Annotated in this window: 18 protein-coding genes and 1 pseudogene; 4 read left to right on the top strand and 15 right to left on the bottom strand. The window is 67.9% G+C overall.

The window, feature by feature from the left end; genetic code table 11:
• The first annotated feature begins 126 nt into the window (after positions 1 to 126).
• Together OG729_RS03910 and OG729_RS03915 are read left to right on the top strand one after the other, a co-directional pair.
• Positions 127 to 294 (top strand): hypothetical protein, encoded by a 168-nt coding sequence (locus tag OG729_RS03910; RefSeq protein ID WP_405804304.1) that lies wholly within the window; start codon positions 127 to 129, stop codon positions 292 to 294.
• Positions 284 to 733, top strand: coding sequence for a hypothetical protein (locus tag OG729_RS03915; protein ID WP_360866258.1), 450 nt, complete (start codon positions 284 to 286; stop codon positions 731 to 733). The genes OG729_RS03910 and OG729_RS03915 overlap by 11 nt, the downstream gene beginning before the upstream one ends.
• 226 nt (positions 734 to 959) lie before the next feature.
• On the opposite strand, the pseudogene OG729_RS03920 reads toward OG729_RS03915, so the two are convergent.
• Positions 960 to 1,061, bottom strand: a pseudogene (locus OG729_RS03920) (hypothetical protein); the annotation flags it as partial.
• Between OG729_RS03920 and OG729_RS03925 the strand changes: the two are divergent.
• The gene (locus OG729_RS03925) at positions 1,015 to 1,143 is read left to right on the top strand and encodes a hypothetical protein (protein WP_405811463.1); all 129 of its coding nucleotides are present in this window, start codon (positions 1,015 to 1,017) and stop codon (positions 1,141 to 1,143) included. The pseudogene OG729_RS03920 and the gene OG729_RS03925 overlap by 47 nt on opposite strands.
• Before the next feature lie 438 nt (positions 1,144 to 1,581).
• On the opposite strand, the gene OG729_RS03930 is transcribed toward OG729_RS03925, so the two are convergent.
• The 14 genes from OG729_RS03930 to fabG form a co-directional block, all read right to left on the bottom strand.
• Positions 1,582 to 2,907: an aspartate aminotransferase family protein gene (locus OG729_RS03930; RefSeq protein ID WP_405804305.1), complete on the bottom strand. Its 1,326-nt coding sequence runs from the start codon at positions 2,905 to 2,907 to the stop codon at positions 1,582 to 1,584.
• Between the two features lie 123 nt (positions 2,908 to 3,030).
• On the bottom strand, positions 3,031 to 4,506 hold the full coding sequence (locus OG729_RS03935; RefSeq protein WP_405804306.1) for a lyase family protein: 1,476 nt from the start codon (positions 4,504 to 4,506) through the stop codon (positions 3,031 to 3,033).
• Positions 4,507 to 4,552: 46 nt separating this feature from the next.
• Positions 4,553 to 6,568, bottom strand: a complete 2,016-nt coding sequence (locus OG729_RS03940) for an FAD/NAD(P)-binding protein (RefSeq protein ID WP_405804307.1) — start codon at positions 6,566 to 6,568, stop codon at positions 4,553 to 4,555.
• A 125-nt stretch (positions 6,569 to 6,693) separates the two neighbouring features.
• Positions 6,694 to 7,869 carry a 3-deoxy-7-phosphoheptulonate synthase gene (locus OG729_RS03945; RefSeq protein ID WP_405804309.1) on the bottom strand — a complete coding sequence of 392 codons (1,176 nt, stop codon included), beginning with the start codon at positions 7,867 to 7,869 and terminating at the stop codon, positions 6,694 to 6,696.
• Between the two features lie 112 nt (positions 7,870 to 7,981).
• Complete coding sequence (locus OG729_RS03950; protein ID WP_405804310.1) at positions 7,982 to 8,692, bottom strand: disulfide bond formation protein DsbA; 711 nt, start codon at positions 8,690 to 8,692, stop codon at positions 7,982 to 7,984.
• Positions 8,689 to 9,228 (bottom strand): hypothetical protein, encoded by a 540-nt coding sequence (locus OG729_RS03955; protein WP_360865320.1) that lies wholly within the window; start codon positions 9,226 to 9,228, stop codon positions 8,689 to 8,691. The genes OG729_RS03950 and OG729_RS03955 overlap by 4 nt, the downstream gene beginning before the upstream one ends.
• Before the next feature lie 113 nt (positions 9,229 to 9,341).
• Positions 9,342 to 10,937 (bottom strand): AMP-binding protein, encoded by a 1,596-nt coding sequence (locus tag OG729_RS03960; protein ID WP_405804312.1) that lies wholly within the window; start codon positions 10,935 to 10,937, stop codon positions 9,342 to 9,344.
• On the bottom strand, positions 10,934 to 11,335 hold the full coding sequence (locus OG729_RS03965) for a hypothetical protein (RefSeq protein ID WP_360865326.1): 402 nt from the start codon (positions 11,333 to 11,335) through the stop codon (positions 10,934 to 10,936). The genes OG729_RS03960 and OG729_RS03965 overlap by 4 nt, the downstream gene beginning before the upstream one ends.
• A gap of 164 nt (positions 11,336 to 11,499) precedes the next feature.
• A complete protein-coding gene (locus OG729_RS03970) occupies positions 11,500 to 12,471 on the bottom strand; it encodes a beta-ketoacyl synthase N-terminal-like domain-containing protein (protein WP_360865328.1) in 972 nt (323 codons plus the stop codon).
• 251 nt (positions 12,472 to 12,722) lie between these two features.
• The gene (locus tag OG729_RS03975) at positions 12,723 to 12,980 is read right to left on the bottom strand and encodes an acyl carrier protein (protein WP_360865331.1); all 258 of its coding nucleotides are present in this window, start codon (positions 12,978 to 12,980) and stop codon (positions 12,723 to 12,725) included.
• Between the two features lie 116 nt (positions 12,981 to 13,096).
• The gene (locus OG729_RS03980; RefSeq protein ID WP_360865334.1) at positions 13,097 to 14,536 is read right to left on the bottom strand and encodes a fatty acid--CoA ligase family protein; all 1,440 of its coding nucleotides are present in this window, start codon (positions 14,534 to 14,536) and stop codon (positions 13,097 to 13,099) included.
• A gap of 56 nt (positions 14,537 to 14,592) precedes the next feature.
• Positions 14,593 to 16,056, bottom strand: a complete 1,464-nt coding sequence (locus OG729_RS03985) for a UbiD family decarboxylase (protein WP_405804315.1) — start codon at positions 16,054 to 16,056, stop codon at positions 14,593 to 14,595.
• A 32-nt stretch (positions 16,057 to 16,088) separates the two neighbouring features.
• Positions 16,089 to 16,724, bottom strand: a complete 636-nt coding sequence (locus tag OG729_RS03990; protein ID WP_405811039.1) for a UbiX family flavin prenyltransferase — start codon at positions 16,722 to 16,724, stop codon at positions 16,089 to 16,091.
• 25 nt (positions 16,725 to 16,749) lie between these two features.
• The gene (fabG, locus tag OG729_RS03995; protein WP_405811040.1) at positions 16,750 to 17,472 is read right to left on the bottom strand and encodes a 3-oxoacyl-ACP reductase FabG; all 723 of its coding nucleotides are present in this window, start codon (positions 17,470 to 17,472) and stop codon (positions 16,750 to 16,752) included.
• A 597-nt stretch (positions 17,473 to 18,069) separates the two neighbouring features.
• On the opposite strand from fabG, the gene OG729_RS04000 reads away from it, so the two are divergent.
• Positions 18,070 to 20,832, top strand: coding sequence for an ABC transporter substrate-binding protein (locus OG729_RS04000; RefSeq protein WP_405804316.1), 2,763 nt, complete (start codon positions 18,070 to 18,072; stop codon positions 20,830 to 20,832).
• Positions 20,833 to 20,836 lie beyond the last annotated feature (4 nt).

Here is a 20,836-nt window from a genome sequence, read left to right on the forward strand (position 1 = left end):
ACACTTTCGTGCGGCCCGACTGCCCCAAGAACCGCCCTGATTGGGGCTGCGGAGGGATGGCTCGAACGCTGATCATCTGACTGGACGCCCGGTAGCTGTAGCCGGGCGACCGTGAAGGAGGTGAACGTGCGACGACGACCACAGATGAGGAGCGGACCACGCGCCATAGCGCCAGTGGTCGTCGCGGTGCTGCTCTGGGCGGCGGGCGGCGCGCCCCGCAGTGGCCCGTCCGACCCGGCCCTGCTGCGGCACCGGCCGTGGTACGGCGAGGAGCCGATGCCCCATGAACTCTGAGCCGGCCCGACCGGCCGCTCTGCCAACCACCGCGGACTGCCAGTTGCAGGCCGCCGGCTTCGACTGGGACGCCGTCCGCGTGCCGCGCAGCATCGGCATACATGTGCTGGAGATCCTGGGGCACCGCAGCGGTGCCGTGATCGAGGACCCGCGCGAGCCCGCCGTCTACTGGTTCGTTCGCCAGGGTTCGACAGCCGGGTGGGACGTCCCGGAGACCCGTCCCCTCGGCATGACGCAGCATCTGGTTGTGCCGCCCCCGCACCGTGTCCGGGGGCCGGGCCTGCACTGGCGGATCTGCCCCACCGGTGGTCGACTGATCACCGACGTACGGGTGTTGCGGACGGCTCTCGAGGATGCGGTCGGGATGTTCCGTGCCCCTCGAGGGGAGACGGCACGGCTGCTTCCCCGCCAGGGCTGCGCGGAACCCCCTCCAGGTTGAACGGCTTCAGCACGTGCCCGACAGCCGCAAGTGCCACGACGCATCCCCGCCACAGCACCGGCTCGCTCAGCCACATCCCAGGGCTGCCGGGCACTTCTCTCAGCCGCAGGCTGGTAGCCGCAGGGGGCCATACGGCCGGCAGAGGTATCCGCTGCCGGGCACCACCATGGCGCAGGCCTACGCCGCGAGCCTTCCCGATCGCTTCCTTTGCGCTCCACAGCCACAAGAACGCCGCCGCCTGGTCGAGGGCGGGCAAGCCTTCGAGCCATTCGGCCTCGGTCGTGGGGAAGTATCTGCGGCTCAAGGCCGGGGCCGGCAGCGGTCGCACCGTCTCGATGTCGATGCCGATGGGCCCGGCCGGGCTCAACGCGACCGCGACCACGCCGCGCCCATGGCTCACGCTGATGTGAGTGTCCGTCAAAGCTCCGATGAGATAGGGCTGGCCGCCGGGGCGGTGGCCGATCTCGAGATTCCCGATGCCGTTGACACCGAGCATGCCGGAGGCCGACTGCAGGAGCAGCGCACGGGCGGCCTCCCGTTCCTGCCCGCGTGCCGATGAGACGGCCACGATTGCGTGCTGCGATGGGGATGTGCCGCTCTGCCGCATCTGCCCGCAGGGGCCTTCGCCGCGACGGGCTGCGACGTCGGCTGTCAACTGCTCCACTGGCGGGTCTCCGACCGTCCGAGTCCTCTGCCGCGGCCTGTCGGCGAGGCCGGGGCGGGCGTGCCCGCGCCCGGCTGCTCACCCACAGGCTGCGCCACCGTGATGATGCTGGGCGCTCTCGCCGGTGGCGTTTCCTGGTCCGCCACTGAACAAGGGGCCATGGCTGCCGGTTTCGTGGGGCGGTCTACTCCGCCAAGGCCCGCAGACCGAGTGCGACCACATCCACAATCCGATCCATGTCCTCACGGCTGTGTGCGCTGCTGAGGAACCACGGCTCCAGAGGATTGGGATGGAAGTACAGTCCACCGCGCTGACAATGCCCCTGGAAACGTCGGTGTGCGGCGAAATCGATGGCGTCCATCGCCGCGTCGTACGCCTCGAGCCCCGTTTGCGGTCCGCTCAGGACGGCAACGGACATCACCGAGCCTGCGCGAGCTATCCGCACGTGCCGGCCGGCTTCTGCAAAGCTGTCGCGCAGCTTCTTCTCCAGGTGGGAGCAGGATTCCTCGAGGTCTGTGTAGACCGAGGGGCTGCGCTGGATCTTGCCGAGCATGCTGACCACGGCTTGTACAGCGGCATGGTTGCCGCTGTAGACGCCGCCGTGGAAGGCCTCGTTGCGTGCCAGCGGATTCATGATCTCCCGGCTTGCGCCGAAGGCGGCGACGGGGAAGCCACCGCCGAGCACCTTCGAGATGATGCTGATGTCGGGCCGGATGCCCAGGAGTTCCTGAGCGCCGCCGCGCGACACCCGGAAGCCGGTGATGACCTCGTCGAACACAACCAGCGCGCCGTTGTCTGCGGCCAACTGGGCCAGCTGCGCGAGGAAACCGGGTAACGGGTGCACTACACCCGCATTTGCGCAGATGGGTTCGCAGATCACTGCGGCGACCTCGGCACCCCGGTCGGCAAAGAAGCGGGTGAGGGCATCGGTGTCGTTCCAGGGCAGCTGCACGGTGTGCCACAGCGCCTCGGGGTTTGTTCCAGGGGCAGCGTGCAGTTCGGTTCGGCCGTGCTGCCCGGTGCTGCCAGCGGTGATCGCGCCGCGCAGCAACGTGTCGCTCCAGCCGTGGTAGTGGCCCTCGAAGGTCACGACGAGCGTGCGGTCAGTGTGGAAGCGGGCCAGGCGGATCGCGGACGTAATGGCTTCGGTGCCCGAGTTGGCGAAACGGACCTGTTCCACGGAGGGCATCAAGGCGGAGATCAGTTCGCCCGCTTGAGGATCGAGCCGGTGGATGATCCCGGTCATGGCCCCAAGGCGCAGGCGCTCGCTGACGGCGCCCACCACCTCGGCGTCAGCGTAGCCGAACAGGTGAGGGCCGTAGCCCATGTTGACGTCGATGAGTTCGTTGCCCTCTACGTCCCACAGGCGGGCGCCCATGGCGCGGTCAACGACGAGAGGATCTTGGATCCCGAGATTGCGCATGTTGCTGCTGCCTCCGCCGGCGATGACGGCCCGGGCTGCGGCCAACAGGGCGTCGTTGCCGCAGAGGCGGGGAGTGATGGCGTTCATGTCGATGCGTCTCCTGTAGGTGAAAGTGCTGTACGGGTACGGGCTGTTGCGGTGGAACTGACGCCCGGCGCGAAGGCCGGGGCACCGGCCGCGACGTGCACGGATGTCTCGCCGGCCGCAGCGTCAGCTGCTGCCGCCCCGTTGTTCGGCGTAGTGATCGAGGGCGCGATCCACGAGATCGGCGGAGGCTCCCAGGTAGCGAGAAGGGTCGAGCAGGTCATCGATGTCGTCGGCGGAGAACCTTTCCCGGATCTGGGGGACGTCCAAGAGGGCATCGACCAGGGGGCGGTGATCGGTCAGGGCGGTGTGACAGGCCTGGGCGACGGCCGACGCGGCCGAGCCGTCCGGGAAGCATGCGCGCAGGGCGTGGACGAGACGCTCGGTGGTCATCAGCGCGCCGGTCGTCTCCAGATTGCTGCGCATCCGGGCCGGGTCGACAACCATGCGTGCGCACAGATCCGTAGCGGTGTGAGCCGCGCCGCCGACAAGGCGGAGGCTTTCCCGCAGAGGCATCCACTCCGCGTGCCAGGCACCGGCTGGGCGCTCGTCTTCCGCCGCCATGCTCTGCAGCAAGATCGTGGCCAGCGGTGGTACCTGCAGAGCAGCCGTCCGGATGAGGGTGGCCAGGACCGGGTTGCGTTTCTGCGGCATGGCCGAGGAGGCTCCGTGCCCAGGATCGCCTGGCTCGTTGATCTCTGCGGTCTCAGTACGGGCAAGGCTGAGCACATCCGTGGCGATCTTGCCGAGGGATCCGGCGGTCACACTGAGGGCGTGGGCGAGGTCGGCCATCGGGGTACGGCGGGTGTGCCAAGGCAGCAGGGGCGCCGACAGGCCGAGCTCCCGGGCGAAGGTCTCGGTCAGATCCCGCCCGTAGTGCGCGGGCGGTCTCGCAGCATCGGCGCCGTCGAGGGCGCACTCGAGGTAGCCGGCCATGGTTCCGGCCGCGCCGCCCAGCTGGACGGGCAGACTGGCGCGCATGACATCGTCCAACCGCTGGCGGGCATCCAAGAGACCCAGGAGCCAGCCGGCGGTCTTCAGACCGAAGGTGATGGGTGTTGCGTGCTGGGTGAGGGTCCGGCCGGCCATGAGGTCGTCGCGATGAAGGGCTGCAAGCACCGCCACGCTGTCTGCTGCCTGGTCCAGTTCTCGCAGGATCAACGCGATGCCGCGGGCCGAGACCAGCATGGCGGCGGTGTCCAGGATGTCTTGGCTCGTGGAGCCCAGGTGAACGTACTGGGTCGCCGCTGGGCACGCCGCATGCACGGCGGCCGCCAGGTCTTTCACCAGTGGGACCACCGGATTGGCCGCCGCGCGGGCGCGCCGGGCCAGGTCATGCAGGTCCAGGGCGTCCGCACGGGCCGCCGCCGTGATGGCGGCGGCGGCCGACTCCGGTACCGTGCCCAAGCGGGCCTGGGCACGGGCCAGGGCCGCCTCGGCATCCAGCATCGCCTGCAGCCAGGCGAGGTCCGAGACCGCCGCCTCGATCGGTGTTGACGCCCGTACGGGCGTCAACAGACCGCTGTCCTCGGCGCTGTATCTTGCTGCTGCGGCTCTGCTGTAGCAACGGTCGTCGCTCGTTGGCGGGAGGGCTGAGGACATCGTGCACTCCTGTCACATGTCGCCTGGTTCGGCGCGGGGATCCGGTTCAGTGGAGGGCGGTGTTCCGCCGCTGAACCCGAGGGGCACCTCGGGCAGGTTGGCGGCCCATGCCACCGTGTTCGGCCGGGGTGCGCCGGTTGTGCCCCAGGCAGGAGAGCACCGCGCGCGCAACGGCATCCGCGTCCGCCAGGGACACCGAGTTCACGCCTGGCCGCGCCCCGGCGGCGGTGCCCCAGTGGACGCCTTCGGTGGGGACACCGAAGGCGAGCACACCGGGATGTCTGTGCCCGCGGGGGGTCACCAACTGGTAGGGCCTGCATGCCACTTGCAGCCCGCCGGTGTCGTATGTGCTGCCGTCCGCGTCATGGATCCGATACGAGGTGCCCTGCTGCGTCTGCAGGAGATGTCCGAGGAGCGGATCAGCGGTGCGCCGGACGTCCGGCTTGGGCAGTCGCGCCTCGATCAAGGCCTTGGCCCCGCGCAAGGAACCAGGCACGGCCGGCGAGTGGATCGTGAACGTGCCTTGCGTCTCACAGCAGTCAATGGCGGCGGCGGGGCCGACCGGCTCCAGGACGCCGGCGCGGATCAGGGCCGCCATCTCTTCGATCCGCTGGACGGGCGGTCCGATGGACAGAAAGGCATTCAGTGAGGTGAACCACCCGTCGAGGTCCTCGGCGTGCGAGCGGGTGGACAACCCTCCGTGGTCGATGGCCAGCCGGACCTCGTTACGCAGATCGCGCAGCACGTCCAGCGCGGCCTTGGTCGGATCGCCGAGGTTTCCGCCTCGGGCCTGCGCAATATCGGCAGCAAGATGGTCCAGCAGCCAGCCGCGGAAGTCGGCGGCGTCGGTGAAGATGTGGTCGCGGTGCGGAAACGCCGTCTTCTCCCACTCCCAGGTCTCATCAGGGGCAATGTCGAACGCGGCCCGCACGGTCTCCTCCTCCCTGCTGTGCCAGGGCGTCGGCAGGTAGCGGCGGCAGAACTGCTCCGCCACCGCTTCAGACGCGCGCCGCGCGACCAGGCGCGTGTAGTAGACGGTCTCCACCTCCTTGGCGATGAGGGGCCATAACTCGCGTCTGAAGTCGAGTCGCCGGGACGTTCCGTCTGCGCCGCGGAGCCGCTCGGCGAGCGCAGCCGTGAGCACCTGTGGCTCATGTCGACCGCACGGGCCCTTCTCATTGCGCCCGCGGGCCACGTAGGGGATGCCGCGGCGCGATCCGCAGATCATCCGGGGCTCGTGTCCGGACGGCGCATAGGTCAACTGGCCGTCACGCCGCTGGAAGCGGCCGCCGCGGCCCGTGGTCAGCAACGCCATGTAATCGAAGAAGCACAGGCCAAGACCTGAGAGGATGACCTCGTCCCCGGCGGCGATACAGGACAGGTCGGCGTCGGCCGGGTTGCCCGGGGAAAGATAGGTAAGACGGGTGCGCTTGGCGAACTCGGCCCGTGCACGCTCCGCGGCGCTCAGAGACACCGGGGTGTGCCCCTGGGTGAGGACGACCATCCTCAGGCCGCCCAGTACGGTCCCGTCCTCCAAAGTCAGTTGCTGCTCCTGCGAGTCCGAAGCGGTCTTTCCGCCATCACCGTCGAGCCGCAGGGCACGGGTTGAATGGACGACAACGTTCAGGGAGCGCGGCGCCGATGACACCGCCTCCCGGAAGGCCCAGCCCAGGTATGCGCCGTAGAGCCGCCGACTGGGGTACGCATCGGCGTCCAGCCCACGCGCCTCCTGCAGGAAACTCTCATCCAGCGGGACAGCCCCCGGTGCCACGGCAGCCTGCACCCACTCCCACAGACTGGGCCCGGTGACGAGGGGCCCTGCCATCTCAACGGATTCATCTGGATACACGGTGACTTGGGAAGCCACCGTGTTCATCAGCAGCCACTCAGACTGATCCGTGCGCCATACCCGGCCCGGGCCCGGCGGGTAGGGGTCGACCAGATGCACGGTGACGGGTGGTCGTCCGGGACGCCGGGCCAGGTTGGCGCACAGGCGCAGGAAGACACTCAGGCCGCGAGGCCCCATCCCCACGATGGCTATGCTGTCGTGACGCTCGTTCATCTCTACTCCAATGAGGCACACGCCCGCGCAGCCGTGCGCGGGGCCACGGTGTTCGGGACATCCGCGGCCTTGCGGGGTGAAGGGACGTGGTCGGCCGGTGGCCTCCCGCTGCCTTCGGGTCGCCGCTACAGCAGCTTGACGAAGTGCTCGACGATCTCTTCTGCCTGCGCTGCATCGAGGCGTGGATCGCAGGCGCTGGTGTACGGGCCGAGCGGTGCGGACGCAGCGATGTCGCCCAGATCCTGAACGCATTCGGCCACCCGGTTCGGGGTCATCTCGATGTGGAGTCCCGCCGGCCATTCGCGCGCTCGGTGCAGCACGGAAACAAATCCGTCGATCTCTGCCTTCATCGCCACCAGGGACCTGGTCTTCTGGCCGAGCGGTGTGACCACTGTGTTTTCGTGCATCGGATCGCAGAGCCAGGTCACCGGAATGCCCTGCCGAGCGACCGCGGCCACGATGCCGGGAAGCGTCTCGAGGAGAGTCGTTGCCCCCATGCGGACAATCAGTGTGATCTTTCCGGGCTCTTCCGCTGCACCGACCGTGGCGACCAGCCGGGTCACGTCATCCGGTGTGGCGGACGGGCCGATCTTGATTCCCACGGGGTTGCCGATACTTCGGGCAAGGGACACGTGCGCTCCCGCCGGGTGCCGAGTCCGCTCCCCAACCCACCCGAAGTGGGCAGAGCCCGCGTAGCGGAGGCCGTGCTGGCGCTGGACCAGGGGAAGTTCGTAGTCCAGGAGCAGGAACTCGTGCGATGCGTAGACGCGTTCCGCCGTGGGCCTGTGCTGCCATGATGATCTGACCTGTTCCAAGGTTGCCCGCGCGCAGTCGTATGCGGTCAACAGACGCTGTGGGTCGGGGCGACGCGAGTGTGGATCGGGTTGCCGGCCGTTGACGGCATCGCCCCGGTAGCTGGGCACCAGTCCGCCCCCGGGGATTTCCTCCACCGGACTGGACCGCGGCTTGGCGTACTGGCCGGCCAGTCGGCCGATGGTCACAACAGGCAGCGCCGTGGCGGAGCGGCAGCGATCCGCCAGGCGATACAGGAGGTCCAGCTTGCGCTGCACCGCTTCGCTGCCTGACTCGGCGAACAGCTCCGCGCAGTCCCCGCCCTGCAGTACGAGGGCATGCCTCGCCTGGGCCGTCGCCAGGTGGGAGCGCAGCGTCGTCACCTCTGCGCCGGTCACCAGCGGGGGCTTGCGGCGCAGTGTGTTGCGTACCTCCTTCACCTGGTGGGGGTTTGGCCAGGCGGGCTGTTGCTGGGCGGGGGCACTGGTGTCAAACGGGGCGGTGAGCATGGTCGTTGTGGCCTTTCGTGAGGCACAGGGACAGAGAGCGGCCGAGGCTGAAGGTGAATGAGGGGCCGTCGCCGGTGTGCCATGGCGTCTGTTGGCCCGCGGAACAGCGATCTCAGTCGAGTACGGGTTCACTCCCGCGATGGCGCTTGAGCTCACGAAAGCCGTCGACCTGCGTCAGCGTGGTCAGGGCATCCCACGCACGGACCGCATCCAAGCCCTGGGGCACATGCTCCAGCACCGGGCCGAAGAGGGTGACAGTGCGGTCCTGCGCATCGCGCAGCCGCAGCAGCGGCGTCCCGACATCGGCACCGTATGCGGCCCTCGCGGCTTGATGACTGGCCAGAAGTGCCTGGTCGAAAGCGTCCGATCCCGCCCTGTGCATCAGTTCACCGGGCAGCTGTGCCTCGTCCAGCGCGTCCCGCAGGGCGGTGACTCCGCGCTGGACGGGTTTCTGGTGGAACCGGCGCGCCAGCGCCGGATACAGACGAGCCAGCGCCGCCGGCCCGTGTTGCTGTTCGGCGGCAATGCACAGGCGGGCAGGCACCGATCCGTGCCGGGCAAGCAGCCGGTACCGCAGGCTGACGTCGTCCTTCCGCTCGTTCAGGACGGCCAGGCTCATGACCCTCAACCGCAGGTCCAGTGGTCGGTGGCAGTCGACCTCTCCGAGCCAGCGGGCCGTCGCCCAGGCCCACGGGCACACGGGATCACACCACAGGTCGACCCGAGTCGGTTCGGGCAGGCCGTTGCCCGAAGCCACGGACGTGGTTTCTGGGACATCGAGCGCGCCGACAGCCGACGCTGGGAAGTGCCGCGCTTCGCTCATTGTGCGGCTCCGTCCGCAGGTGCGTTCTCAACGCCGGGCGTATCCTCACGGGACGTCAAGGTCGTGCGGAATCGGCACGCCTGGCCGCCTTCGAGCTCACACTCCAGCCGCTCGTCGCGGCATTTCAGCCCGACAGCCTCAAAAAAGCCGGAACGTATCCCCATGCACGGGCAGCGGTACCCGTCCTGCGTTCCCGCCGCGCGGAGCATGCGTTTGGGAAAGACGTCCGAGACAACGGTCTCCCAGGCCATCGGATTGAGCACGGTGTGCTCGACCTGCATATGACCGTCGTCAGGGAACATGACGGCCGGTATCCGGGAGAATTCCTTCAGGAATTCCTCAAGTGACTGCCCTCCGAGACTGATCTCATAGCGTCCAGCGCACCACCTTGCGACGCGTCGGGCCACGAACTTCGCGGCTTCTTCGTTGATTTCATTGGCGGCGTCAGGGCCGAACCTCTTGAGCACACCCTGGTACCAGCGTGCGTCATGGAGCCACCAGAACTGCACGAAGGGTGGTTCAGGGGAAGCTGTCATCTCTGTCTCTCGCCAATCTTGGGACTTCACGCAAAGAGCGCATCAGCACACGCGCACGGCTTGCCGGCGCTCATGATCTATCTCGCCCGAGGGGTCGAAGGCGCGGCCCGACCTCACGCCCGGAGTTGGAACTTGCGCACCTTTCCGGTCGCCCCTACGGGAATCCGCCGGCCGGCGATGCGGATGGTTTTGACGGTCCGGGCTACGGCTGCGTCCAGCATCCCGAGTATGTGCGTCTCGTAGTCCAATTCGGGGTCACACTGAGCCTCGGGGCGGAGCGTCAGCAGAATCTCGGTCTGCGGCTCACCCTCGAAGTCGGAGGCGACCACCGTGCAGTCGAGAAGGTCGGGGCATTGGGCAAGGATCTGCTCTTCGATGAGCGTCGTGTAGATCGGCGTGCCGGTGGCCGCCTGCACGGCATCAGCCGTCCGGTCGACGTGGTAGTAGTAGCCGCCGCCGTCCCGGTAGCCAAGGTCTCCCGTGAGGTAGAACCCGTCGTGGCGCGACAGGTAGCTCCTGGCCGAATCATTCCAGTAGCCGGCGAACAGAGTGGGTGACCGCACGGCCAGCTGGCCGACGCAGCCGTCAGGCACGGGGGATCCGTCGGCCCCCAGAACCCTGACGTCGGCGAATGAGTGGGGAAGGCCGATGCAGCGCTTGTAGTGGTCGGTTCCCGGGCGGTGGATGACGGAGAACTGTGAGTGCCCCATTTCCGAGGATCCGAAGCCGTCGATGAATATCGACCCGTCAACGGTCCGACGCCCGTGGGCCGTTGCCTCCTGATGCTGGCCGAAGCTGATGAGGCGGCGGATGTGAGCCTCGTGCGCGCTGTCTCCGGTGTTCCACCAGGCGTGTACCGAGCGGAGTTGGTCGGGCGAGGGTTGCAGGGCCAGGATCTCCACCCAGGTGCCGGGGAACCCGTAGACCCCGGATGGCCGCCATCGCTCGATGGCCTCGAGGGCACCCTCGCCGCTCTGGGACGACAACTGGAGGTACCGCGATCGGTTGCACAGCGCCGAAAGCACCGCGGCCAGCATGGAATTGTGCATCGGCAGGACGCTGAGCATACGTTCGCTGCCTTGTGCGCGCGGCCGCCTCAGCCAGTGCCGCAATCCGGCGAACAGGCTCGCATGCGTGGAGATGACGGCCTTGGGCATCCCGGTGGTGCCGGAGGAATGCGTGAGCACAACAGGGTCATCGGCTCGGGGCCGATGTGGTGGGATCTCGGTCTCCGGGTGCTCGTCGGCCAGGTCCTCGACGGCGTACAGAGGGGATGCGCCCAGGCTGTGCTGTGACCAAACCGTCCGGTGAGCCCGGTCGGCAAGAATGGCAGTCGGCTTGAGGTGGCGCAGGTAGGCGACGCTGGTGGCCTCGTCAAGGCGGTTGTTGACAAAGGCGGGGATGGCTCCGAGGCGGTTGGCCGCAAAGAACGTCAGGACATAGTCGGGTGCGTGTGCCGAGCAGACGGCGACCACGTCCCTCCTGCCGATGCCGCGAGCGCGCAGCCAGGCCGCGCGGCGCGCGACGCACCGGTCCAGCTCGCCCAGTGACAGGGTCTGCCAGGCAGGGTGCGAGTCGATCCGTGTGTCGAAGGTCAGGGCGGGCTCGTCGCGCCCGACCCCATGGTCCAAGAGCCGTTCGATGACATTGCCGGCGCCCAGATGGGTGTCTGCAGCGAGGACGCCACGGATGCTGCGGGTGCCGCTCATTGTGTCTCCCCAGATGCAGCGTCGGAGTGTGTGTTTACGGTGAGCAGGAGCGCGGTCGCCTCGTACTGCTCGGCGCGGACGTCCAGCGGGTCGTTGAGAATGATCAGGAAGCGGTTGGCGTCACCGTCCTGGGCAAGGTGGGTGGCCAGCTCGATTCCCTCGTCGAGCGGTGGGCCCACCGGGCTGACCGAGATCACCGGCCCGTTCAGTCCCCAGCGAGGGGCAATGTGCCCTATGACGGAGTTCGGGGTGGAGATGCCGAAGATTCTGGGCGGCACCCGCTGTCCGCTGTCCACGGCCGAGGCGAAGGTCCGTGCGGTGGGAATATCCCCGAGGACGCTCACCAGGATGACGGCCGTACAGAAGGCGTCTGCGGCGTCTGCCGGTTGATCATGCATACACGCTTCCGCGGCAGCGGCAGCCGCCGGGCTGAATGTCGAGCCGGTGAATCCGCGCAGGGGTGCAAGTGGCTCGCCCGGTGCGGCGGGCGCGTGTCCTTGACCGAGGAGTCTCAGACCGGCTGCAGTGATGTGACCGGCCGCCGATGCCGAAGGCAGTAACCTCATGGCTGCCCCACCACCAGCGCGGTGTTGGCGCCGCCGAAGGCAGCATTGAGGCTTATGGCGTAGCGAGGGACGGGGGTTGTCCGTGGCCCGCCGAGCACGAGATTGAGTGTGCACTTGTCGTCGGCCTCCAGGAAGCCGGCATTGACGGGCAGCCGTCCTGACCGCAGGGCCAGCACGGTCATGACCAGTTCGAGCATTCCGGCCGCCTCCAGGGCATGGCCGTGGACGGACTTGGTGGAGCTGACCGCCACCCGGGGGGCATGGGCGCCCAGGGCGCGGTGAAGCGCGGCGCTTTCGGCGGCATCGTTGTGCATGGTGCCGGTGCCGTGTGCGTTCACGTAGTCGACTGCCTCAGCCGTAATGCCCGCCCGGGTGAGCGCACTGGTGATGACGCGGGCCATTCCTGCGCCTTCGGGATGAGGGCGGCACATGTGGTAGGCGTCTCCGGTCCGGGCCCAACCCGCGAGGCGGGCCAGCGGCCGGCTGCCGGATCGCCGTGCTGCGGCCTCGGATTCCAGGACGATCGCCCCGACGGCGTCTCCCAGAAGCAGGCCTCGGCGATGGGCGCTGAAAGGCCGGATGTGTCCGTCATCGCTCATTGCCCCGGCGGCGAAGAGGCCGTAGCCGTCCGGGTCGACGAGGTAGCCGCTCGCGACCACCGCGCGGTCGGTATACCCAGAGGCAATGGCGGAGGCGGCCTCTGCCACGGCCGTGCTCGAGGCCGTGCAGGCATTGGTGTAGACGCGCTTGGCGCTCAGCCCGCAACGCTCGGCAAGGGCCAGTGCCGATCCGCGAGCCCCGCCTGTGCCGGGGTCGACGGTGTCCTTGCGGAATTCCTCGTGGTCCTGCTGAACAGCGAGGAACAGCGGTGTGGTGCCGCGTTGCGGAAGCACCAGGCCGGCCATGGAACAGGCCTGGTCAGTCACCGTGGCAAGCTCGTCGAGCAGCGACCCTGCGTCCTCATACACGGCGGCAACCCCGTGTTGATCATTTCTCGTTCCGAAGCGTCGCACGCTCCGGAAGGCCGTCGCACCGACAAAGGCCCGCTGCAGCAGCGGCTCGGTGCCGCGCCCGAAGCCTGAGAGTACGGCCAGGCCCGTCACCAGGACTGGGTGTCGAGGGGTGCCTGGGCTGATTCGGGTCCCGTGCATCATTGCCGTCCGTTCCGGGGGTGACGGGGCGGTGGGCGGTGCGCCTGAGGGCACCGGCGCGGGTGTCGTCATGCCGTCTGCCGTCCTCCGTGCGTGGCCAGAGCCGCAACGAAGGCGCCGGCCGTCATGCCCGCCAGCTCCTCGATTTCGTCGTCGTCGACGTGGATGCCGAAGGCCTCTTCGGTCCGCATCAGGATCTCTGCGAGGCTGAGCGAATCGAGGTCCAGTCCGTCCGGGCCCAGCAGGGTGTCGTCATGGACCTCGTCGATGTCGTAGTTGAGTTCGCTGAGGACATCGACGACGAACTGCAGTGTGAACGTGGCCATGGTGCGGTGTTCTCCTGGTTCGGATAGGTCCGGGAAGGTATCCCGGATGTTTGGTGATCACGGGCGTTCGGTCACTTGCCCGGGCTGATGTCGCTGCCCGTATCCCTGAGGCCTTCTCAGCTCGTCTCGCTGGGCCCTCTGGAACGTGTCACGGCGGTCTGCAGCGTGTGCGGGTCGCGCACCAGCTTGCCGCTCGATGTGCGCGGGAGCTCCGCCAGCAGGTGCAGTGCACGGGGGCGTTTGAAGGCGGCAAGCCGGGATCGCATCTCCCGATGGACGTGGTCCGGACTGGTGCCGGGCTCCACAACCAAGTAGGCGACGATGCGTCTGTCGAACAGTGCCACCGCCTCGCGTACCCCAGGCAGTGCGGCGAGCGTCCGCTCCACCTCCGTCAGGTCGACCTTCAAACCACCGATGGAGATCTGGGAGTCCAGACGGCCGACGATCGTCACAACACCGGTGGACGCATCACGGGTGGCAGCGTCGCGGGTGTGCAGCCACCCCTGCGACCAGGAACCCGTGTGCCCGGCACTGAGGTAGGGGTTCGACGGCGTGCCGATGAGGAGTTCACCCCGCTCGATCCGCACCCGGACACCGGGAGCCGGCGGGCCGACGGCCGGACGATTCCGGCCGAGCACGTCCAGAGCGACAAAGCCGGTCTCGGTTGTTCCGTAGCACTCTCCGAGCCCGATCCCGTAGAGCTCGGTGAAGCGCTGTGCGATCTCGGGGCGGATCCTTTCGCCGCCGGTGACAGCGCGGGCAAGCTGCGGAAGGCGCGGCGATTCGCCCCGGGCGGTGAGCAATTCGAAGTGGAACGGCACCCCGAGCATGGTGGCCGGTTCCGGTCTGCAAGCCACAGCCTCAACAATGGAGGCGGCACTGACGCGCTCCGGCAGGGTGAGCAGGACGCCCGTGCGCAGGCTGTGGAGCAGTCCGCCGACCATCCCGAAGGCATGGGCGATGGAGCTGAGTTGAACTATTCGTTCGCCTCGGCCCGGCATCCCCTCGATGCTGCGATAGCGGTCGATTTCCTCGATGAGACCGGCGACCGTCCGACCGATGATCTTGGCGTTTCCGGTCGATCCGGAACTCAGCTGGATGAGTGCGTGGTTGCTCTGGGCCGGGACGCCCGCCAACGGGTCGTAGCGGGCCGTGACATCCACATAGCCCCGAAGCAGCGCCTTGACTGTTTCGTCGGGCGTTACCGAGACCTGCGGCCTGATCTGATTCATTGCGGCGTCTGTCTCACGCCCGGTCAGCCGGTGGTCGAGAACCGTCACCTGGGCGCCCAAGCGCCAGGCAGCAAGCAGGTGGCCGATGTAGGACAGCGACGGAGGGAGTCGCAGGACCACCGAGCCGCCGCGCTCCAATCCGGCATTCTCCAGACGCTGTTGGAAGCACTGGACCGTGGAGCGCAACGCAGCACGGTCCACAACCTGTCCGAGCTGCAGGACCGGCTCCTCATCCGGTCCTGCAAGCAGCAGCTCATCCACCCATGTGGACGTCTCGGTGTGTTGTGCGTGAGCCCGCCGGGATGCAGGAGTCGCGAAGCTCATTTCTCAGCGGTCCTTTCGGAGGGTGTTCGCGCCACCGGTTACGGACGAGGGCGTGCTCAGGTAGCCCATCGGTCGATGACCCTTCGCTGCAGGTCCTGGGGATAGCAGTGCTCGAAGGAGCTCCGAGGCAGTCGACCTGCGCCAGGCGGCGGCAGGAGGCAGTCGTAGAAGGCCTTTGGACCGCTGGCCTTGGTGCGTTCCGCCTCCGTGTAGCACGCCAGCAGGGGAACGATCAGTCCGGTGCGGACATGGTGTCCCTCGGTGGGGTGCCATCGGGTCGCGAGCGCCCAGGTGAGCTGGCCGGCATCGGTGGGGTCGATATCGTCGTCGAGGATGAACGTCCGATTGAGCCAGACGGAGGCGCGGCACGAACGCAGCGCGTCGGCGATGTGCTCGACCAGGTCACTCGATGTCGCGCCAGGCAGTATCTCCCGCCAGGTGTGCGGCACGGTGATGGCGGTCCAGTGGTTCGCGCTTTCGAGGGAGGACCACACCGTCGTCACCGGCAGTCCCGCTGCGCGCAGATGCGCAAGGAGCTCGGCGGCAAAGGGGATCCCGAAAGCAGTGTGGAACTCATCGACGGGCTGCCCCTCGACGACATGCGGCCAAATCGGGTCATGCCGATGGGTGATGGCCTCGATCGTGTAGCTGGGCTGCCGGCCGCCGCGCTCGGGTATATAGCCGGTGAACTCCCCCATCGGCCCTTCGTCTGCGTCCAGGGTGGGCGACAGATGCCCCTCGATCACGATCTCGGCGTTCGCGGGCACCATCAGGTCCACCGTCTCGCACCGGACGACCTCGACGGGCTCGCCGGTCAGAGTGCCGAGGAAACCTGCTTCTTCCACTCCGTCCGGTAGCGGCATCCCCGTGACGAAAGGGAGGGCCGGGTGCCCACCCTGAACCAGTGCGTAAGGCATCGGCTCGCCGCGGGCCGCCCACTGCTGCCACACCTTGTGCACATGCTGCCCTGGGGAGACCAGTCCCGTCATGCGCGTGCCGTCGACCATCATGATCCGTGCGATCGACCAATTGGTGAAGTCGCCATCGGGTGTGCGGGCGACGATCGCTCCCCAGGTGTTGATGTATCTGCCGCCATCCCCGTCGTGCAGCAAGGGAGTGGGGAAGCCCTCCAGCGATGCCTCCTTGCCGAGAAGAACGTTCTCCTTGCAAGGTCCCGTCCCGACTTCCACCGGGGGAGTCGCTGGACGCATCCTGGACTCGGCGATATGTGCCACGAGCTGCTCGCCGGGAGTGTCCATGGCAAGCCCCAGGCTGAGGGCGACACGGGAGAGAGGGCGCTTCGGATCCGAACTGAGCGCGGCGGGAGCACCAAGGACACGACGTCCCGAGGTTACCCCCTTCAAGGAAGTGAAGAGCGGCGCGGGAGCACGGGTCTCATAACTTCGACGAATGATGGCACCCAGTTCCAGGTGCGGATCCACCTGCCGCCTCACATCCACCACATCGCCACGGTCTCGCAGAGCTGCGATGTATTCACGTAAATCGTTCGGGCGCTGCATCCCAGTTGTCTCCCAAAGTCTTGTAGCCGTTACTAACGGATGACGCCATGCAGTGCCTCAGAACCGTTCCCGTCGGCATGCGGGACTCCGCTCCACCGCGACCCGATTCCGGCATCGATGCCGAATTGGTCAAGAATCCGCATAACTGTATGATCAATGACGTCCGAAATGCCCTTCGGCCGATTGTAAAAAGCCGGCATGGGCGGCAGTATCGTCACACCCAACCGGGACAGCTCCAGCATGTTCTCCAGGTGAACAGGAGAGAGTGGCGTCTCCCGTGGCACCAGCACCAGTTGGCGGCGCTCCTTCAGCGTGACATCGGCGGCACGGCCGATAAGGTCACTTCCATAGCCGACGCGTATCCCTGCCAAGGTCTTCATGCTGCACGGAACGATAGCCATACCGTCCACCGAAAAGGACCCGCTCGATATGGGAGCCGCCTGATCCGCTTGTGCGTAGTGATAGTCAGCCATGCCGATGACGTCCCGCGGAGAATAGTCACTCTCAATTTGGAGAGTGGCTCTCGCCCACTTGGTCATCACCAGGTGTGTCTCCACGTCCGGCCGTTCTTGGAGCACCGCAAGGAGCCTGACGCCGATCTCTACTCCCGTCGCTCCTGTTATCCCTACGATCAGACGTCTTTTGGGGGTTGAACTGCCGAAGTGCAAGCCGCCCGCCGCCGGTTCAGGCACCTCAGTACCCCATCCCAAGGCCGCCGTCGACGGGTATCACCGCTCCGGACACGTATGCTCCGGCCTCGGCGGCCAGCCAGGTGACCACACCGGCCACATCTGTAGCGGTGCCGGCCCGGCCGAGGGGAATTTCCTTGATCACTTCGGCCCGGTGGGACGGCGACAGCGCTGCTGTCATGTCGGTGTCGATCCACCCGGGCGAGACGACATTGGCCGTGATGTTCCGCGGACCGAGCTCGCGTGTAATGGACCGGGCAAGACCAATGAGAGCTGACTTGCTCGCCGCGTAATTCGCCTGGCCAGCTGTGCCCGACGTGGCGGATACGGACGAGATGAAGATCATTCGGCCCCACCGCGCACGCAGCATCCGAGGCGTCGCCCGTCGGGCACAGCGCCAGGCGCCGTACAGGTTGGTATCGACGACTCCGTGAAACTGGTCTTCGCGCATCCGCATCAGAAGCGAGTCGCTCGTCACCCCGGCATTCGAAACAAGGATCTCAACCGGCCCGATGGCTTCCTCGACGGCAGTGAAGGCGCGATCCACATCCTTTGGGTTCGTGACATCGCAGGTGACTCCGAATGCTCCTGCTGGTCCACCACTTCCGCGATGTGTCACAGCGACGCGATACCCGTGCTCGAGGAACTGCCTGGAAATCGCGAGGCCGATCCCCCGATTCCCCCCTGTGACAAGCACTGTCCGAGAGGAGAGGGTGGAGGGAGACAACTGCACAAGGACTCCTGAAGGTCAAGGGCAACGGGGTGTTCGGTGTGCCGTTTACCTGCCCGACTGTCACCGCAATTGTCGAGGCGTTACAAAGGCCCCCGGAACGGCCGAAAGGGCGGCCGCACGAGAGGTCCTGGTGCCCGAAGGGGCGGCGACACGGCTCGTCCCCGCAGGCGTCTGTGCAGCCCTGATTCGGATGCGATTTCACCGGTGGTCCCGCAGCTCATTGCGTACCCGTGATCCGGCACCACGGATTGCCAACTCGTTCCACAACAAGGCTCGATGCCGGCCGGGCGTTCCCGGGCGGCGCGCGGCCTGCGACTGTCGGCCGAGGCAGCAAGAGCCGCCCCTGGGGGTATGTCAACTTGACGGCCCTGTCTCACATTCGGTGGTGACGGAGCGTGGCGTCGGCCTCGTTGACATCACATGCGCGGCTTGGCGAACTGACCGGCGAGAGGGCACCCGGAGCACCGAGCCCTGTGCCGACCATCACCGCCGCGGCAGAACCGTGCTTGCCATGTGATCCAACTCCACGCTTGGGTATGGCAGTTAAGGGGAATAGCCCTTACTTCTCAGGGGGAACAAGGGGGCCTGCTCATGACCGCAGGGGATCCACAGAGCCGTATTCCGGCCTATCCGGGCGTCGAGCGCTTCATCGACGCTTTCGACAAACTGGTGGTACAGCCCCGGCGCAGCCGCAGCAGGGTGCCCGTCGTCCTGCTCAGTGAGCCGGACGGCGGCAATGCGGGACGCCGGATCGTCACGGGGCTCCGCTCGCGGATGCGCGGCCGCAGCGAGGTCCTCGCCCCGCACGCGTACATCCCGCAGATCCCGGACGGGGCCGAGCCGCCACCGCTCGAACTCTTCGAGCATCTGACCCTTCAGCTCGCCGAGACCATGCCGCCCGGCACCGGTGAACTACGGCTGCACAGCTACCGGTTGCTGCGCTCCGTCGTCACCGCGCCCGCCGTCGAGGGGCTCATGGAGCGCCGCCACGCCGAGTTGCGCAACCACTGCTATGCGCAGTACCGCAACTGGTCCCGCACCGCCCAGACCCTGTGGTGGCTCGGCGGCCGCGACCAGGCCAACGGCGGCACGCTGCTCGAGCTGCTGTGGAACTTCGTCGCGGGCCCGCTCTTCCAGCGGCTGCCGCGTGCCTTCTACGGCTGGCGCGCCAACCGCCGCATGCTCGGGCGTGCCCGCAGCCGCAGCTGGTACGCGGAGTGGGTGCGCCGTCAGCACGGCAGCCCGCCCACCGACTTCTTCCGCTCCGCGCTCGATCTCGTACACGGCGAACCCGCCAACGAGCCGGAGCGTATGGACCGAGTGCTCATGCACGCCCTGCTCGCCGACCTGGACCAGGCGTGCCGGACCCGTCTCTTCAACCCCTGGCGGCGACGCCGCGCCTCCCGGTTCGTGCTGCTCTTCGACGAGGCGGGGCCCGCCGACTCGCGCGTACAGCGCTTCCTTCGTGAACTCCGCTCCGCCATGGAGGACTTGCGCTGCACCTCCGTGTTCGCGGTCGCGGGCGGCGTACGCTCGCTCGCCTCGCGCATCCCCGACATCGACGCATCGGGCCTCGCCCACGCCGGCGCCGAGCTGATCAATATCGAGCGGCGCGGGATGACGCCGGGGCAGCCGACCGGCATCGTCGTGCCGGTGGCCGAGGGACCCGAGGACGACCAGGCGGCGGTGTACTGGCTCGGCCGCTGGCCCACGCTGGTGACGCCGTCGCCGCGCTGGGGTCCCGGCGCCGAGGTGGCCGGAGTGCTCGGCGTCGGAACGCTTGCGCTGGCACTCGCCGCGGGCCTCGTCCTCGTACCGGACCTCGGGAGCCGCGACAGGGACGATCCCTGCCAGGGCTCCACCTTCCTCGGTACGGACGGGCATTGTGTCGGCGTTGCCGAAGGCGCGGCCGGCTTCGGTAAGGAGCCCAGTGAGCAGGCCGTACGGGCCGTGCTCCAGCAGATCGAGCGGCAGAACGAGGAGGTCGACAAGGAGCTCGCGGGCCGGCCGGGCAACGACCCGCGCCCCGGTCGCCGCACCGTCGTCTACTTCGGCCCGCTCACCGGCGGCAAGGACGCCGAAGACCCGGTGCGCGGCGGCACCTTGGCGGAGCTGCGCGGCATCGCGCTGGCACAGCAGCACATCAACGCCCAGGCGCTGCGTTCCGGCGAGCGCGTCCCGCTGCGGGTGCTCGCCGCCAACGCGGGTGACCGCTTCAAGGACGCACCCGCGGTCGCCGACCGGATCGTGGAGCTCGCCGCGAGCGATCCGTCCATCGCGGGCGTCGTCGGTTTCGGGCAGAGCCGCCGCAATACGTACAACGCGATACGCACCCTCGACAAGGCCGGCATCCCGATGGTCGGCACCTCGGGCACCGCCGATGAACTCCTTCGCCAGGGCGAGCACTACTACCAGACCGCCCCCACCGATGCGCGGGCCGCCGAGCTGATGGCGGCCTTCGCTTCGAACGCCGGGATGACCACGGGCGGGCAGAAGGCGCGCCGGGTGAGTCTCGTTGCCGACGCCACCGACGCCTACAGCAACAGTCTTGGCGCGTCCTTCCGTGCGTCGTACGGGCCGGGGCGCACCGACGTACTCCTCTACACCCCCACCGACGCACCGGAACCGGGACCGGTGCCGGGTGCGCTCGGCGGGCGGCCCGTGCCCACCGTGGAGGACCTGGCCCGCGAGGTCTGCCGTGCGGTGAGTGAGGAGCCGCGGACGGCGGTGGTGTGGTCGGCGCGGGCCAGCCAGTTCCAGCTGTTCCTGGCCGAGATCGCCCGTATCTCCGGGGACTGCCCGAAGATCAGCGTGCTCGGCGGTGACGACGTCACCAACACGCTGACGGAAGAGCGACGCCCCTGGGACGACTTCAAGGGCCTCACCCTCTTCTACGTTTCGCACGGCTACGCCCCCACGCTGGCGGCACGGAGCCCGGAGGCCGCGGCTTTCCTCGCCGCGTACGACCGCGCGTACGGCGGCGACCACAGCGCCAGGACGAAGGACATGCGCGAGGACGGCCATGTCGCTCTCGCCTGGGACGCGTTGCGCTATCTCGCCGAGGGCATCGACCAGGCCTGGCGCACCACCGGCGGACATGACGACCGCCTCGACCGCGGACTGCTGCAAGGCGTGCTCTACCAGGGCCTGGGCGGCGGGGGCTTCGACGGCGCCACCGGCCGTATCGACGCGCACGGCGCGGCGGGCGGAGGACGGCTGACAGAGGACAAACTGCTTGCGGTGCTGCGGGGCAGCAGCGAGGAGCCGGCGACCGAGCTGCTCTGCGGCACGATCGCGCGCGGCGATGAACGCACGACGTGGGGGCCCAAGGGCAAGGAGCACCCGTGCCCGTAACCGG

It is taken from the genome of Streptomyces sp. NBC_00210 (assembly GCF_045160975.1).
Classification (GTDB): Bacteria; Actinomycetota; Actinomycetes; order Streptomycetales; family Streptomycetaceae; genus Streptomyces.